The organism is Streptomyces sp. NPDC002054, from assembly GCF_040296685.1.
GTDB lineage: Bacteria > Actinomycetota > Actinomycetes > Streptomycetales > Streptomycetaceae > Streptomyces.
This window is the reverse complement of record NZ_JBEOXT010000018.1, coordinates 172542-188235: the sequence shown is the minus strand read 5'-3', so window position 1 is coordinate 188235 and position 15694 is coordinate 172542. Positions and strand designations below refer to the sequence as shown.

Here is a 15694-nt window from a genome sequence, read left to right as displayed (position 1 = left end):
GGGCGAAGCCCGGGCATCCCCACGGGGTCCGGGGCGGAGCCCCGGTTTCGGGAAGGGGCGGGGTGGGGAACAGCTCCGCGCAGCGGAAACGCCGGTGCCCCGGCTCGCCTAAGCGGGCCGGGGCGCCGGGACCCGGGGTCAGGAGGTGGTGGTTGCGTCTGCTGCTTGGGCGCGGAGGGCGCGTTCGATGCCCGCGCGCGACTCCGACACCAGCCGCCGCAGCGCAGCGTTCGGCTCCGCCGAGGCCAGCCACGCATCCGTGGCGTCCAGCGTGTCCTGCGACACCAGCAGCGACGGGTACAGGCCCACCGCGATCTGCTGCGCGATCTCGTGGCTGCGGGTGTCCCAGATCCCCTTGACCGCCGCGAAGTATTTCTCCGCGTACGGCGCCAGCAGCTCGCGCTGGTCGGTCTGGACGAAGCCGCCGATCACCGCCTCCTGGACCGCGTTCGGCAGGTCCGCGGACTCCACCACCGAGGCCCAGGCCTCGGCCTTCGCCGCGGCCGTCGGACGCGCCGCCCGCGCGGTGGCCGCGTGCCGCTCGCCCGCCGCCGTCGCGTCCCGCTCCAGCTCCGCCGCGATCTCCGGCTCGTCCGCCCGCCCGGTCGCCGCCAGCCGCTCCAGGAACGCCCAGCGCAGCTCGGTGTCCACCACCAGGCCCTCGACCGACTCCGTACCGGCCAGCAGGGCGGCAAGGAGGTCCAGCTGGGCCTCCGTGCGCGCGGTGGCCGCGAACGCCCGCGCCCACGCCAGCTGGTGGTCGCTGCCCGGAGCAGCCGCGCGCAGCTGCTCCAGCGCGGCCTCCGTCCAGGTGGCCAGACCGGTGTCCCGCCACGCCGGGTCCGCGTACAGGTCGAGAGCCAGCTTGACCTGCCGGTGCAGGGACTGCACCACGCCGATGTCCGTCTCCTTGGCGATGCCGGACAGGACCAGCGCCAGGTAGTCGCGGGTGGCGAGCTCGCCGTCCCGGGTCATGTCCCAGGCCGAGGCCCAGCACAGGGCCCGCGGCAGCGAGGCCTCGAAGTCGCCCAGGTGCGCGGTGACCGCCGCCAGCGACTCCGCGTCCAGCCGGACCTTCGCGTACGACAGGTCGTCGTCGTTCAGCAGGACCACGTTCGGCCGGTGGTGGCCCACCAGCTCCGGCACCTCGGTCAGCTCGGCGGCGGAGATGTCCAGCTCCACCCGCCGCTCGCGCACCAGCTTGCCGCTCGCGCCGTCCAGCGAGTAGCAGCCGATCGCGATCCGGTGCGGGCGCAGCACCGGCTCGCCCTTCGCGCCGGCCGGCAGGGCCGGGGCCTCCTGGCGGACCTTGAAGGAGGTGATCACCCCGTGCGCGTCCGTCTCGATCTCCGGGCGCAGGATGTTGATGCCCGCGGTCTCCAGCCAGGCCTTCGACCAGGCGGTCAGGTCACGGCCGGAGGTCTCCTCCAGCGCGCCCAGCAGGTCCGACAGCCGCGTGTTCCCGAAGGCGTGCGCCTTGAAGTAGGACTGCACGCCGGTGAAGAACTCGTCCATGCCGACATAGGCGACGAGCTGCTTCAGCACCGAGGCGCCCTTGGCGTAGGTGATGCCGTCGAAGTTGACCAGGACGTCGTCCAGGTCGCGGATCTCCGCCATGATCGGGTGGGTGGACGGCAGCTGGTCCTGCCGGTACGCCCAGGTCTTCATGGAGTTCGCGAAGGTGGTCCACGAGTGCGGCCACTTCGAGTCCGGGTGGTAGGCCTGGCAGGCGATCGAGGTGTAGGTCGCGAAGGACTCGTTCAGCCAGAGGTCGTTCCACCACTCCATGGTGACCAGGTCGCCGAACCACATGTGGGCCAGCTCGTGGAGGATGGTCTCGGCGCGCACCTCGTACGCCGCGTCCGTCACCTTCGACCGGAACACGTACTGGTCGCGGATGGTCACCGCGCCCGCGTTCTCCATCGCGCCGGCGTTGAACTCCGGGACGAAGAGCTGGTCGTACTTGGCGAACGGGTAGTCGTACGCGAACTTCTCCTGGAACCAGTCGAAGCCCTGCCGGGTGACCTCGAAGATCGCGTCCGCGTCGAGGAACTCGGCCAGCGAGGGCCGGCAGTAGATGCCGAGCGGGACGGTCTGGCCGTCCGGGCCCTCGTAGGAGCTGTGCACGGCGTGGTACGGGCCGACGATCAGCGCGGTGATGTACGTCGAGATGCGCGGGGTCGGCTCGAACACCCACAGGTTGTCGGCCGGCTTCGGCGTCGGCGAGTTGGAGATGACCGTCCAGCCCGCCGGGGCCTTCACGGTGAACTGGAAGGTCGCCTTCAGGTCGGGCTGCTCGAAGGAGGCGAACACGCGGCGGGCGTCCGGCACCTCGAACTGGGTGTACAGGTAGGCCTGCTGGTCGACCGGGTCGACAAACCGGTGCAGGCCCTCGCCGGTGTTGGTGTACGCGCAGTCGGCGACCACCTTGAGCTCGTTCGCTCCGGCCGCGAGGTCCGCCAGCGCGATCCGGGAGTCCCGGAACACCGCCGCCACGTCGAGCGCCTTGCCGTTCAGGACGACCTCGTGCACGGTCGGCGCGACCAGGTCGATGAAGGTCTCGGCATTCGCCTCCGCGGACTCGAAGCGCACGGTGGTCACGGAGGGGTAGGTGCCGCCCTCCTGCGCACCGCTGAGATCGAGCTCGATCTCGTACGAGTCGACGGTGAGCAGCTTCGCCCGCTGCTGAGCCTCTTCACGGGTCAGGTTCGTGCCAGGCACGCGTTCATCTCCTTTGATGGTGACGTTGCCCCGACATCCTTCCACGCGGGGCGCCCCATCGCGCCTGACTAACCCACGGGCGAACGCGACGTCCGATTTCCGCCAGCTTTGCCCCGTCCCGGCCCGCACCCTGGAGCCCATGACCACCTACATTCCGCTGGCCGTCACCCCGGCCGGCCTCGCCGCACTCCGCGACCGGGACGACGCCGGCCGCCCCTGCCGCCCGTACACCGACGAGGAGGGCGGCGCCCCGCTGCGCTGCTGTCTGCGGCCGTCCGTGCCAGGGGACCGGATCGCGCTGGTCGCGTACGCCCCGCTGCGCCGCTGGGCGGCGGGGACCGGCGTGGACCCGGGCGCGTACGACGAACAGGGCCCGGTCTTCATCCACGCGGCCGACTGCGGCGGCCCGGACCCGGACCCGGACGCGCCGGACCGGGCCGGCTGGCCCTTCGCCCACCCGGGTGGCCAGCGCATCGCCCGCCGCTACAGCGCCGACGGCCGGATCCTGGGCGGCCGGGTCCTGGACCTGGGAACGGAGCCCGGCAAAGTGATCGACGCCGCCCTCGACGAGGCCTTCGCCGACCCCGAGGTGGCCCTGGTGCACCTCCGCGCGGCGGAGTTCGGCTGCTTCCTCTTCGAGGTCCGCAGGCCCTGAGGACGCGCGAAGGGGCGGCACCTCTGTCGAGGTGCCGCCCCTTCTAGGGTCAAGCCGGGTCAGCCCTTGAGCTCCTCGGCGACCAGCTCGGCGATCTGGACCGCGTTCAGCGCGGCGCCCTTGCGGAGGTTGTCGTTCGACAGGAACAGCGCGAGGCCGTTCTCGACCGTCTCGTCCACGCGGATCCGGCCGACGTACGAGGCGTCCTTGCCGGCAGCCTGGAGCGGGGTCGGGATCTCCGAGAGGAGGACGCCCGGCGCGTCCGCCAGCAGCTCGTAGGCGCGCTCCACGCTGATCGGACGGTCGAAGCGGGCGTTGACCTGGAGGGAGTGGCCCGAGAAGACCGGGACGCGCACACAGGTGCCGGAGACCTTCAGCTCCGGGATCTCCAGGATCTTGCGGGACTCGTTGCGGAGCTTCTGCTCCTCGTCGGTCTCGAAGGAGCCGTCGTCGACCAGGTTGCCGGCGAGGGGGACCACGTTGAAGGCGATCGGGCGCTTGTAGACGCCGGGCTCCGGGAAGTCCACCGCCTCGCCGTCGAAGGTCAGCTGGTCGGCCGCCTCGGACACCGCACAGGCCTGGGCCTTGAGCTCGGCCACACCGGCCAGGCCGGAGCCGGACACGGCCTGGTAGGTGGTGGCGACCAGCGCGGTCAGGCCGGCCTCCTCGTGGAGGGGGCGCAGCACCGGCATCGCGGCCATCGTGGTGCAGTTCGGGTTCGCGATGATGCCCTTGGGGCGGTTCTTGATCGCGTGCGGGTTGACCTCGGAGACGACCAGCGGGACCTCGGGGTCCTTGCGCCAGGCGGAGGAGTTGTCGATCACCACGGCGCCCTGGGAGGCGACCTTCTCGGCGAGGGCCTTGGAGGTGGCGCCGCCCGCGGAGAAGAGCACGATGTCGAGGCCCGCGTAGTCCGCCGTGGAGGCGTCCTCGATGGCGATCTCGCGGCCCTCCCACTCGATCGTCGAGCCGGCCGACCGGGCCGAGGCGAACAGCCGCAGCTCGTCCACCGGGAACTTGCGCTCGGCGAGGATGCCGCGCATGACGCTGCCGACCTGTCCGGTGGCTCCGACGATTCCGACCCTCACGGTGACTCCTTCTGGTACGTACAGCTGGGGCAAGCCTGCTCCATCATGCGTGTGACCCCGGCAGGCTTGTCCAATCCGTTGTCCGCAGTACGGACGATCGGTGGTGCGCCGGAGGAACGCCACGGGGTGTGACAAGTGTGTGGCGAGTGTGTTGCACGGCCTGAAATCGGCTGTTTTTGCAGGTGGGGGCTGGTTACGTTCCATTCGGCCGTGACCGCTATGCGGACGCGGCGTCCGAAGAACGAACCGACCTTGGGGGAGATCCACCGTGCGCGCCCACCGCCAGAGCCGCCACAACCGCCACAGCCGCCGCACCACAGCGGTCCTCGCTGCCACCGTCACCGCCGCCCTCGCGGCCCCGGTCCTGCTGACCGCCACGCCCGCCGCCGCGCACCAGAACCCGGAGAGGGCGGCCCGGAAGCTCGCCAAGGAGCTGGTGGAGGAGTCCTCCGGCCGCAGCGCCTACCGGCACTTGGCCGCGTTCCAGCGCATAGCCGACGCCAACGGCGGCAACCGGGCCGCCGGCACCCCCGGCCACGAGGCGTCCGCCGCCTATGTCCACGACACCCTGAAGAAGGCCGGCTACCAGGTCTCGTACCAGGACTTCACCTTCCACGAGGCGAAGACGAAGACGGAGAAGACCACCGTCCTCGGCAGCGGGGGCGCCGCCGACCGTGAACTGGCCACGGCCGCCTTCGACTTCACCAAGAACACCCCGGCCGGCGGCCTGACCGCTGCGATCGCCCTGGCCCGGGTGGACGAGACCCCCGGCTGCGACGCCGCCGACTACCCGGCCGGAGCCTTCGCCGGCAAGATCGCCCTGGTCAAGCGCGGGGCCTGCACCTTCGTGGAGAAGCAGCGGGCGGCCCACGCGGCCGGCGCCCTCGGCGTCATCGTCTACAACCACAGCGGCACCACCCCGGTCCGCGGCGGCTTCTCCGCGCCGGCCGACGGGCTCATACCCAGCGCCGGCATCACCCTCGCCGACGGAGAGGCCCTGACCGCAGCCGCCGCCAAGGGTGAGGTGAAGGTCCGCCTCGACCTCGACCAGGAGCACGTCGCCCGGACGACCCGCAACGTGATCGCCGAGACCCGCGGCGGTCGCGCCGACAAGGTGGTCACGGTCGGCGCCCACCTGGACTCGGTCGCAGAGGGCCCCGGCATCAACGACAACGCCTCCGGCTCGGCCGGCCTGCTGGAGGTCGCCCTCAAGCTGGCCAAGGAGACCAAGCGGCCCGCCAACAAGGTGCGGTTCGCCTGGTGGTCGGGCGAGGAGCTGGGCCTGCTGGGCTCCGAGCACTATGTGGCGCAGCTGTCCGAACAGCAGAAGAAGAACATCGCGCTGTACCTCAACTTCGACATGATCGCCTCGCCGAACCCGGTCCAGTTCGTCTACGACGGCGACGACTCGGACAAGACCGGTGCGGGCGCCGGTCCGGCCGGCTCCGCGCAGATCGAGTCCCTGATCAACGGCTTCCTCGACCGGAAAGGCAAGCCCCACGAGGGCACCGACTTCGACGGCCGCTCCGACTACGGCCCGTTCATCGCCCAGGGCATCCCGGCCGGCGGCACCTTCACCGGCGCCGAGGGCATCAAGACCGAGGAGCAGGCCAAGCGGTACGGCGGCACGGCCGGGCAGCCGTACGACCCGAACTACCACGGGGCCGGCGACACCCTGAAGAACCTGGACCTCAAGGTCTTCGACACCAATGTCGACGTCATCGCCCACGCGGTCGGCACCTACGCGCAGGACCTCAGCTCGCTCCGCAAGTAGGCAGGTAGGCAGATACGCAGAAGGGGCCGGTGCTCGTTGCGAGCACCGGCCCCTTTGTCATGCGGTCATGCCGTCACACCGTTACGGGGTGACCTTTTCGATCTGGACGCTGCCGGTGCCGGCGGCGGTGCCGCGGGCGTTGAGCAGCTGGACCTGGCCGAAGAACTGACGGCCCTCGGGGGCCGCGCTGTTCACCAGGACGTTGGCCGAGATCGGCGCGGAGGCGCCGTTGCCGAGGTTCACCGCGGCGGTCTCGTCGACCTGGACGGAGCCCAGGGCGGCCGAGAAGAACACGTCGCGGTAGTCGTACGTGGTGGTGCCGGCCGGGATCGCGTAGCCGACGACCTGGATGGTGTAGGTGCCGGCGGCCGGGTTGGCCAGGCTGACCGACTCCTCGGAGTCGCCGTCCGCGGAGGAGCCGACCTTCACGCCGTCCTTGAGGACCTCGAGGTCCAGGTCGGCGGCGGCGTCGGAGACGTTGCCGATGGCGATGTCCAGACGGGAGACGCCCTCACCGATGGTGACGGTGCTGCTCTGGGTCTCGTGCTCGGAGATGGTCGGCTTGGCGACCTTCGCGGAGCCGAGCGCGCCGCCCTTGAGCTTGCCGCCGGTGATGCCGGCGAAGTCGTTCTTGACGGTCCACTGGACCGGCGCCGGGGTGCCCTGCTTCACCTCGGGCAGCACCTTGACCGCGGGGTCGAAGGCGGTGCCCAGGACGGCCACGTCCAGCTTGAACGGGTTGTCCAGCAGCGGCGAGGTGCGGCGCGCCTCGACCTCGATCTCCCAGACGCCGGGCTGCGGGTCGGGGTACGAGCGCAGGTCGGGGCGGCAGGTGTTGGCCGGGTTGTTGTAGTTCGGGTAGCAGTTGACCGTCGAGGTCGGGTCGACCGGGACACCGTAGGGGTGGATCGCGATGAACCGGGTCTGGCTGTCGGCACCCAGGCCGCTCAGCGCGACCTCGAGGGACTTGGCGCCCTGCGGGACGGTGACGAAGTACGAGGTGTGGCTGTTGCGCTGCACCGAGGAGCTGTTCGAGAAGCCGTACCCGGGCTTGGCCAGCGGAGCCGAGGCCACGACGGTGGCCAGGATCTGCTTGTCGATGCCCTCGGTGGTCTCGTCGTCCAGCTGCAGGATGCCGCTGTGCACGCCGGCCGAGCCGGCCTTGGCCTCGACCTTGATGGTGACGGGCTTGTTCAGCGGCAGGGTGACGTAGTCGTAGCCGCCGATGACCTTGAAGGTGCCGTCGTTGTGGCGCCAGCTCAGGTTGTGCCGGGTGCCGTACTTCACGCCGGTGGTGCGGGTGACGACGACGTCGTAGACCTTCTTCTGGTTGACCTTGAGGCCACCCTCGCGGTCGTACAGGCCGGCGCCGAAGCCCGGGGTCTTCAGGAACTGGTCGATCGCGGTGTCGACCGGGGCCTTGACGGTGAAGTCGTTGGCCTTGGCGCCGCGCTGCACGGACTCCCAGGCCGCCGGGATGTCGATCAGACCGGAGCCTTGGGCGTGCGCCGGGACGCCGTCGATCTTCTTCGCGGAGCTGGTGAGCGCCGTACGCAGGACGGCCGGCGTGAGCGCGACCTTCTGCTGCTTGGCGGCCGAGATCAGCAGGGCGCTGGCGCCCGCCGCCTGCGGCGAGGCCATCGAGGTGCCCTGGAGCATGCCGTAGCCGGCCGGCAGCTGGTACCCGGCCTCGGCGACCGGCGCGCCGGGCAGCCAGGTCTGGATCGTGTTGATCGAGGCACCGGGGGCGCTGATGGTCGGGGTGAACCCGCCGTCCTCACGCGGTCCGCGCGAGGAGAAGTTGAACATGTTGTACTTCTTCGCCACCGCGGAGCCGTAGTTGGCGGCCCAGGTCTCCTTGGAGACCGAGGCGCCCACGCTGATGACCTTGTCGGCCAGCGAGGGGTCGCCGATGGTGTTGAGGCCCGGGCCCGAGTTGCCGGCCGAGATGACCAGCTGGACGCCGTAGGTGTCGATCAGCCGGGTGTAGAGCTCGGCCCGCGCGTTGTTGCCGTCGTTGAGGGCCGGCAGACCGCCGATGGACATGTTGACGATGTCCACGCCGCGGTTGACCACCAGGTCGATCATGCCCTCGGTCAGCGCCACGTTGGTGCAGCCGCCGGACCAGGAGCAGGCGCGCGAGGAGACCAGCTTGGCGCCGGGGGCGGCGCCGTTCATCTTGCCGCCGAACAGGCTGTTGGCGGCGGTGATGCCGGCCACGTGGGTGCCGTGCTCGGACTCGATGATGCCGATGTTGACGAAGTCGGCCTTCTTGCCGACCCAGTCCCCGCCCAGCGGGTCCATCGGGACGTCCTTGCGGATCTGGATCACGAAGGGGATCCGGTCCGCGACCTCGGTCGCCGGGTTCTCCGTGCCGAAGTAGCCGATCTGGTAGCCGTCCTTGTACGGCTTCATCGGCTCGTTGTTGGTGAAGTCGCCGTCCTGGTCGGTGTCGACGCGGACGGTGCCGGCGGCGGCGTCGTAGAGCATGCCGAACCGGTCGGTGGTGTCCCCGTCCCGGTTGACGTCGCCCTTCATGTCACCGGTGGCCGTGATCGACTCGCTGAACCGGCTCCACTGGAAGCTGCCCTCGGGAGCCTTCCAGCTCTGGCCGCCCGCGGTGAAGGTGCCGCCCGCGGCGGTGACCGGGGTGATCTGGGCGCGCCAGGTCCCGTCCGCGTCGGTGATCGGGTCGGTGGCCGTCACCCAGTCGACGATCTTGCGCTCGCCGGTGGTGGTCGTCTGGAGGGCCGGGTGGCCGACGTCGACGCCCGAGTCCAGGATGCCGATGGTCACGCCGCGGCCGTCGGCCTGCGGGTTCTTCTTCACGAACTCCACCGCACCCGTCTCGAAGGACGGGTTGTACGGGTTCTTCGCCGGGGTGTCCTTGCCGGGCGCCGGGTAGGTCTCGGCGGTGCGCTTGGCGGTGCCCGACGCGCCGTCGGCCTCCGGGCGCGGGTCCGGGAGCTGGATCTCGTGCCGCAGGTCGATCCCGTGCACGGAGGACAGCTTGGCCGCGGCCTTGAGCGCGGCCTCCGCCTTGTCCGTCGGCAGGGTGGCGCGGACGTAACCGATCTTGTCGTACGTCTGGCCCACCGAGCCGCCCTGGACGGCGTCGAGCTGCTGCGCGACCTGCTCGGTCTCGCCGGGGGCGGTGGCGACCATCACGGTGACGGTCTTCTCGCCCTTGTCCTGGGCCTTCTGGAGGAGTTCGACATCGGCCGAACCGAGCTTCTGCTCGGCGGACTTGACCGGAGCGGTCGGCGTGCCGCTGCCGGGGCCGTCGTCCATGCCCGCCGCGAAGGCGGGCACTGCGCCGGCGGCCACAAGGGCGGCCACCAGGCCGGCAGCGGCGGCGACGCGGGCGGTGCGTCTGGCGCCGGGTATGGAGCCGGGGGATTCGAGGGTCATCAGCATCCCTGGTATGTGAAAGATACGGTCCGGATTTCGGTGCCGGATGACCGGTCAGCTTTGCCTAATTGACAGCTGTGTGGGGAGGGTTGCCGGATAACGGGTGGGGACATGGCGGACTCTCGCCAGCGCGCGGGATGCGCCAGGGCGGCCGTACCGGGTCATACCCGCACGAGCCAGGGGTGCTGGTGAGCCGATTTATCGACTCTTTGATGTCCGGGGCGGAGCGATCTCCGACCGGGGTGTGACAACTTCCGCGCGATCAGCGCTCGCGCGTGCGCGCGTAGTGCCGCGAGGCCTTGGCCCGGTTGCCGCAGGCGGCCATCGAGCACCAGCGCCGGGTGCCGTTGCGCGAGACGTCGTGGAAGTGCAGGACGCAGCCCTCCCCGGCGCACCGGCGGATCCGGTCCGGGGCGGCGGTCAGCAGGCCGAGGTAGTCCCGGGCTGCGATCCAGGCCGGCCCCCAGGCCGGATCGGCGAACTCGGCCCGCTCGCCCTGGCCTTCCGCGGTCAGGGTGAGCCGGATCCGGCCGTGCCTAAGGACCCCGTCGATCAGGGCGCAGGCCTTGGGGTCGGCCGGATCGGCGACGGCCCGGGCGATCGCCTCGCGGGCGGTCAGCAGGTGTACGAGCGTGGCCGCGTCGGCGCGGAACCGGTCCGCCAGCCCGTTGGCGCCCAGCCAGACGGCCAGCCCCGCCACCCGGCTCAGTCCGGCCGCGCCCGCGAAGAGGTCCTGCGGCTCGCCGCCCTCCATCCAGCGGGTGTTCAGCAGGTCCAGCGCCACCGGCTCTCCGGTCAGCGGGCGGGGGTCGGTCGCTGTCATCCTGCTGCCTCCGTTGCGTACTAACCGCTCAAGAATACGTGACCGGTTGACGATGATCTCTCTAACCCTTAAATTGGATTTAGAAGGTTAGGCGCCCAAGGGGAAGGGACCCGTCATGACCACAAACACGCTCCGCACCGGCCACGTAGGACTGAACGTCACCGATCTCGCCCGGTCGCTCGGCTTCTACCGGGACGTCCTCGGGTTCGATCTGCTGGCCGAGGGCAAGGAGGACGGCCGCCGGTTTGCGCTTCTCGGCCAGGGTGGCGAGCTCTCCCTCACCCTGTGGGAACAGGCGGACGGCGCCTTCGCCCCGGCCGCCGCGGGACTGCACCACCTGGCGCTGTCGGCAGCGGACATCGAGGAGGTCCGGGAGTACGAGGTCCGGCTGCGCGCCCTGGGCGTCCACTTCGCGTACGACGGGATCGTTGCCCACGGCGAGGGGGCCGCCTCCGGCGGCATCTTCTTCCACGACCCCGACGGCATCCGGCTGGAGATCTCCGCCCCGACCGGTGCCGAAGGCGCTCCCGCGCCCGTCGACGCGGCTCCCACCTGCGGGTTCTTCTAGTGAACGGGACGATCAACGAGGCGGTCCGGGCCTATCATCCGGGCGCCCGCGCGGTGCAGGACCGGGTCGGGGTCCGGGATCTGGCCGACCATGTCGGCCGCTCCATCGGCGAGGAGATCCGGGACGTCGCCGCCGCCTTCCTGGCCCAGCAGCCGTTCCTGGTGATCGGCGCGGCCGACCGGGAGGGCCTGGTCTGGGCGTCAGTGGTGGACGGCGCGCCCGGATTCCTCCGGGCCGTCGGCCCCCGTCGGATGCAGGTCGCGGGCCGGGTCCCGGACGGCGACCCGCTGGCCGGGGCGCTCACGGTCCCCGGGCTGCCGGTGGGCACGATCGCCCTCGACCCGCGGACCCGGCGCCGGATGAGGCTCAACGGCACGCTTGCGGCGCCTGCTCCCGGCGGTTTCTCCGTCCTGGCAGAGCAGGTATTCGCCAACTGCCCGAAGTACCTGCAGAAACGGCAGCCGCTGGATGCGGTCGCGGAAGGATCCGGGGACGTGCGCCACGGGGGTGCGCTCGACCCCGGCCAGCTGCGGACCATCCGGGCCGCGGACACCTTCTTCATCGCGACCACCGCCGAGGACGGGGTGGACGCCGGCCACCGGGGCGGCAACCCGGGGTTCGTTCAGGTGCGTTCCGCACACGAACTGGCCTGGCCGGACTACCCGGGGAACGGGATGTTCCTCACCCTGGGCAACCTGGCCGCCGATCCTCGGGCCGGGCTGCTGTTCCCGGACTGGGAGACCGGGGCGGTGCTCCAGCTCAGCGGCCGGGCCCGGACCGAGTTCGGGGCGGACGGGCAGCGGACCGTGGTCTTCGCGGTCGAGTCGGTGATCGAGAGCCTCCCGGCCGGGCGGCTGCGCTGGAGCGCCCCCGAATACTCCCCGGCGAATCCGCCGGTTCACCGGGGGAGTACGACGAGGTAGCCGGCCGGGTCGCGGTCGCCGGAGGCCGTCAGGGCCGTCCGGACGACCGCGGCCTGCTGCTCGGCATGGTCGCGGAGCTTGCGCGGGGTGATGTGGATGACGGTCACCCCGAGCCGCTCCAGGGCCTCCCGCCTGCGGGCGTACTCCGACCACTCCTCGTCCTCGCCCTGACGGGGGGCCCGGGTGTCCAGCTCCACGGCGACCCCGAAGTCGGGCCAGTAGGCGTCCACCCCGCCCAGGTGCGGGCCGCCCGGGACCCGCAGGTCCACATTCCAGACCGGCTCCGGGAGCTGGTACCTGCGCACCATGTCGTACAGCCGGTCCTCGGCGATGCCCCGGCCCTCGGCCACCAGCGACTCCACGGCGTCCACCACGTGCGGGCGGTTCAGCAGCCGGGCCGCCGTCAGCTCACGGACCAGCGCGGCCGGCTCGCAGTGCCCGCCGCGGACGGCCTCGCTGAGCAGCCGGCGGACCGTACCGGCGTCCGTCAGCTGGGCCACCGCATCGGCCACCGCCCGGGCCACCGGGGCGACCGGCAGCCCGGTCACCTCGTTCGGCCGCGGCGGGGCCTGCGCCCGCACCAGCCGGGCACAGCCGGCCGACCGCAGCCGGCGGGTGCTCGGCACCAGGACGTCGATGTGCTGCAGGGCCAGCAGCGGCGGAGCAGCGGTGAACCGGTACAGGGCCAGCGCGGCGAGCCCGGTGATCATCGCCTCCCCGCCCCGGCGCCCGGCGTACAGCAGGACCGCGTGCAGCCGCTCCTCGCTGGTGGCCGGACCGGCGTGCAGGAGGAAGACCCCGGGCAGGATCTGCTGCCAGGGGCGCTCGGCGGCGTCGGCGGGGGTGACGCCGTGCTCGCGGAGCTGCGCGAGGCTCAGGACCCGGGGACGGCCACCGGTGCCGGCGAGGTGGCGGAGGGGGAGGGGGGTGTTGTGGTTCATGCGGCTGGGATTCCCGGCCGGTGCGGGTCCGCTAACCCGTGTTACACGGCCGTCGCCAAAACAGGACAAGCCGGAGCTAAAGTACGGACGTTCGACTGCCGAGTAGGTGCAGCCCCGCGCCCGGCTCGGAGGCCGGGCGCGGGTACAGAAAGACGGCCCCGGTCAGGCCGAGGCAGCCGCGTCGCAGGCCTGGGCGCGCAGGGCCCGGGCCAGGTCGTCGCGGGCCTCCAGCACCAGCCGCCGCAGCGCCGGCGCCGCAGCCGGATGCGCCGACAGCCACGCATCGGCCGCCGCCAGCGTCCCCTCGTCGTCCTGCAGGGACGGGAAGAGACCGCGGACCACGTCCATGCCGATCTGGATGGAGCGCTCCGCCCACACCCGCTCCAGCACGGCGAAGTACGGCTCCACGTACGGCGCCAGCAGCCCCCGCTGCGAGGGCTGCTGCATGCCCGCAATCGTCGCCTCGACCAGCGCGTTCGACAGCGCGTCCGACTCGACCACCGCGGCCCACGCCTGGTCCTTCACCGCCGCCGACGGCCGCGCCGCCATGCACCGTACGTGGTGCCGCTTGCCCGACGCCGTGTCGTCGCGGGAGAGTTCCGCGGCCAGCACGCCCTCGTCCACCGCGCCGTGCGCGGCCAGCGGCAGCAGCAGGTCCCAGCGCAGCTCCTGGTCGATCTCCAGGCCGTCGATCCGGGCGGTGCCCTCCAACAGGCCCAGCAGCAGCTGGAAGTCCCCCTCCGAGGAGGCGCTCGCCGCGAAGAACCGGGCCCAGGTCAGCTGGTGTTCGGAACCCGGCTCGGCCAGCCGCAGCTCGTGCAGCGCGCCGGCCGCCAGCTCCCGCCCGCCCTGCTCGCGCCAGGCCGGCGCCGCGTAGTGGGTGACCGCGCCCAGCGCCTGCGCGTGCAGCATCTGGAGCACGCCGACGTCCGACTCCCGCCCGGCGAAGGCCAGGACGAGCGAGAGGAAGTCCCGGGCGGGCATCAGCCCGTCCCGGGTCAGATTCCACAGCGCCGACCAGCACAGCGCCCGCGCCAGCGGGTCCGTCACCGAGCCCAGGTGCCGGCGCAGCGTGGCCAGCGAGCCCTCGTCGAAACGGATCTTGCAGTAGGTCAGGTCCTCGTCGTTGACCAGGATCAGGTCCGGGCGGGCGGCCCCCGCCAGATCCGCGATCACGGTGCGCGGACCGGCGACGTCCGCCTCCGCCCGCGCGTACCGGCCGAGCGAGCCGTCCGGCTCCAGCCGGTACAGGCCCACGCCGACCCGGTGCGGGCGCAGCTCGCTGCCTTCCTGGAGGACGGCCAGCTCCACCACCCGGCCGGCCGCGTCGTAGGTGACCGCCGGGGTCAGCGCGTTCACGCCCGCCGTCTGTAGCCAGGCCTGCGACCACCCGGCCATGTCCCGCCCGGACACCTCGCCGAGCACCGACAGCAGGTCGTCCAGCGTGGTGTTCCCGTACGCATTGGCCTTGAAGTAGCGGCGCGCGCCCTCCAGGAACGCGTCCCGCCCGACGTACGCGACCAGCTGCTTCAGCACCGCCGCACCCTTGGCGTAGGTGATGCCGTCGAAGTTGAGCTTGGCGTCCTCCAGGTCACGGATGTCGGCCGTGATCGGGTGGGTGGACGGCAGCTGGTCGGCCCGGTAGGCCCAGGCCTTGCGGTTGTTGGCGAAGGTCACCCAGGCCTGGTCGAAGCGGGTGGCCTCGACCTGCGAGAAGGAGCCCATGAAGTCCGCGAAGGACTCCTTCAGCCACAGGTCGTCCCACCACTTCATGGTGACCAGGTCGCCGAACCACATGTGCGCCATCTCGTGCAGGATCGTGTTGCAGCGGCGCTCGTAGGACGCCCGGGTGACCTTCCCGCGGAAGATGTACTCCTCCCGGAAGGTGACCATGCCCGGGTTCTCCATCGCGCCGAGGTTGTACTCGGGCACGAAGGCCTGGTCGTACTTCCCGAAGGGGTACGGGTAGTCGAAGTTCTCGTGGAAGAAGTCGAAGCCCTGCTTGGTGACGAGGAAGATGTCGTCCGCGTCGAAGTGCTTGGCCAGCCCCTTGCGGCACATGGCGCCCAGCGGGATCGTCAGGTCCCCGCGGGTGTAGGTGTCCGTGACGTAGTGGTACGGCCCCGCCACCACGCAGGTGATGTACGTGGAGATGGGCGCGGTCTCGGCGAAGCGGCGGGTCAGCCCGTCCTCGGAGCGGGACTCCTCGGCGCCGTTGCTCCACACCTGCCAGCCCTCGGGCGCGGTCACCTCGAAGCGGTAGGGCGCCTTCAGGTCCGGCTGCTCGAAGTTCGCGTAGACCCGGCGGGCGTCGGCCGGCTCGTACTGGGTGTAGAGGTAGACCTCGCCGTCCTCCGGGTCGACGAACCGGTGCATGCCCTCGCCGGTGCGGCTGTAGGCGCAGTTCGCGTCCACGACCAGGACGTTCTCGGAAGCCAGGTCGGCCAGCGCGATCCGGGCCCCGTCGAACACGGCGGCGGTGTCCAGCTCCCGGCCGTTGAGGGTCACCGTGTTGACCGAGGGGGCGATCAGGTCGGCGAAGGTCGCGGTGCCCGGGGTGGCGGACCGGAAGCGGATGGTGGTCACCGAGCGGAAGGTGCGCGGGCCCTCGGCCGGTTCGGCCTCGTCGGCCGCGGACCGCAGATCGAGGACCACCTCGTACCCGTCGACGCTCAGCAGCTCGGCCCGCTCACGGGCCTCGTCACGGGACAGATTCTCTCCGGGCACAGGCACTCCTTCGTGCGATCTCGCCTTCTGGGTTCGAATCCTCCCACGGGAATGCCGGACGCC

At 71.4% G+C, this 15694-nt stretch carries 10 protein-coding genes; 4 read left to right on the top strand and 6 right to left on the bottom strand.

The genetic code is table 11. The annotated features are described in order from the left end of the window. Window positions 1-138 precede the first annotated feature (138 nt). Complete coding sequence (gene pepN / locus ABT123_RS19305) at window positions 139-2721, bottom strand: aminopeptidase N (protein WP_351315757.1); 2583 nt, start codon at window positions 2719-2721, stop codon at window positions 139-141. A 139-nt stretch (window positions 2722-2860) separates the two neighbouring features. On the opposite strand from pepN (ABT123_RS19305), the gene ABT123_RS19300 reads away from it, so the two are divergent. Further along, window positions 2861-3376 carry a DUF1203 domain-containing protein gene (locus ABT123_RS19300; RefSeq protein WP_351315754.1) on the top strand — a complete coding sequence of 172 codons (516 nt, stop codon included), beginning with the start codon at window positions 2861-2863 and terminating at the stop codon, window positions 3374-3376. Between the two features lie 59 nt (window positions 3377-3435). Here ABT123_RS19300 and ABT123_RS19295 read toward each other — a convergent pair whose 3' ends face one another. After that, on the bottom strand, window positions 3436-4464 hold the full coding sequence (locus ABT123_RS19295) for an aspartate-semialdehyde dehydrogenase (protein WP_351315751.1): 1029 nt from the start codon (window positions 4462-4464) through the stop codon (window positions 3436-3438). A gap of 268 nt (window positions 4465-4732) precedes the next feature. Between ABT123_RS19295 and ABT123_RS19290 the strand changes: the two genes are divergently transcribed. Then, window positions 4733-6238 carry a M28 family metallopeptidase gene (locus tag ABT123_RS19290; protein ID WP_351315748.1) on the top strand — a complete coding sequence of 502 codons (1506 nt, stop codon included), beginning with the start codon at window positions 4733-4735 and terminating at the stop codon, window positions 6236-6238. 81 nt (window positions 6239-6319) lie between these two features. Here the strand turns inward: ABT123_RS19290 and ABT123_RS19285 are convergent, their stop codons facing one another. Together ABT123_RS19285 and ABT123_RS19280 are read right to left on the bottom strand one after the other, a co-directional pair. Continuing rightward, the gene (locus ABT123_RS19285) at window positions 6320-9649 is read right to left on the bottom strand and encodes a S8 family serine peptidase (protein ID WP_351315745.1); all 3330 of its coding nucleotides are present in this window, start codon (window positions 9647-9649) and stop codon (window positions 6320-6322) included. A gap of 262 nt (window positions 9650-9911) precedes the next feature. Then, the gene (locus tag ABT123_RS19280; RefSeq protein ID WP_351315742.1) at window positions 9912-10472 is read right to left on the bottom strand and encodes a CGNR zinc finger domain-containing protein; all 561 of its coding nucleotides are present in this window, start codon (window positions 10470-10472) and stop codon (window positions 9912-9914) included. A 115-nt stretch (window positions 10473-10587) separates the two neighbouring features. Here ABT123_RS19280 and ABT123_RS19275 point away from each other — a divergent pair, with 115 nt between their 5' ends. Both ABT123_RS19275 and ABT123_RS19270 read left to right on the top strand, forming a co-directional pair. Continuing rightward, window positions 10588-11040: a VOC family protein gene (locus ABT123_RS19275; protein WP_351315739.1), complete on the top strand. Its 453-nt coding sequence runs from the start codon at window positions 10588-10590 to the stop codon at window positions 11038-11040. After that, window positions 11040-11963, top strand: coding sequence for a pyridoxamine 5'-phosphate oxidase family protein (locus tag ABT123_RS19270; RefSeq protein WP_351315736.1), 924 nt, complete (start codon window positions 11040-11042; stop codon window positions 11961-11963). The genes ABT123_RS19275 and ABT123_RS19270 overlap by 1 nt, the downstream gene beginning before the upstream one ends. Here ABT123_RS19270 and ABT123_RS19265 read toward each other — a convergent pair. Together ABT123_RS19265 and pepN (ABT123_RS19260) are read right to left on the bottom strand one after the other, a co-directional pair. Continuing rightward, entirely contained in the window at window positions 11939-12904 is a 966-nt protein-coding gene (locus tag ABT123_RS19265) for a putative endonuclease domain-containing protein (RefSeq protein WP_351315733.1), read from the bottom strand. The two genes, ABT123_RS19270 and ABT123_RS19265, sit on opposite strands and share 25 nt — an antisense overlap. Window positions 12905-13066: 162 nt before the next feature. Next, a complete protein-coding gene (gene pepN, locus ABT123_RS19260) occupies window positions 13067-15631 on the bottom strand; it encodes an aminopeptidase N (RefSeq protein ID WP_351315730.1) in 2565 nt (854 codons plus the stop codon). Between the last annotated feature and the right edge of the window lie 63 nt (window positions 15632-15694).

Bases quoted from the DNA above. Each gene is read 5' to 3' on its own strand.
- ABT123_RS19300 (WP_351315754.1), top strand. From the start codon at position 2,861: ATGACCACCTACATTCCGCTGGCCGTCACCCCGGCCGGCCTCGCCGCA.
- ABT123_RS19285 (WP_351315745.1), bottom strand. From the start codon at position 9,649: ATGACCCTCGAATCCCCCGGCTCCATACCCGGCGCCAGACGCACCGCC.
- ABT123_RS19280 (WP_351315742.1), bottom strand. From the start codon at position 10,472: ATGACAGCGACCGACCCCCGCCCGCTGACCGGAGAGCCGGTGGCGCTG.
- ABT123_RS19275 (WP_351315739.1), top strand. From the start codon at position 10,588: ATGACCACAAACACGCTCCGCACCGGCCACGTAGGACTGAACGTCACC.
- ABT123_RS19265 (WP_351315733.1), bottom strand. From the start codon at position 12,904: ATGAACCACAACACCCCCCTCCCCCTCCGCCACCTCGCCGGCACCGGT.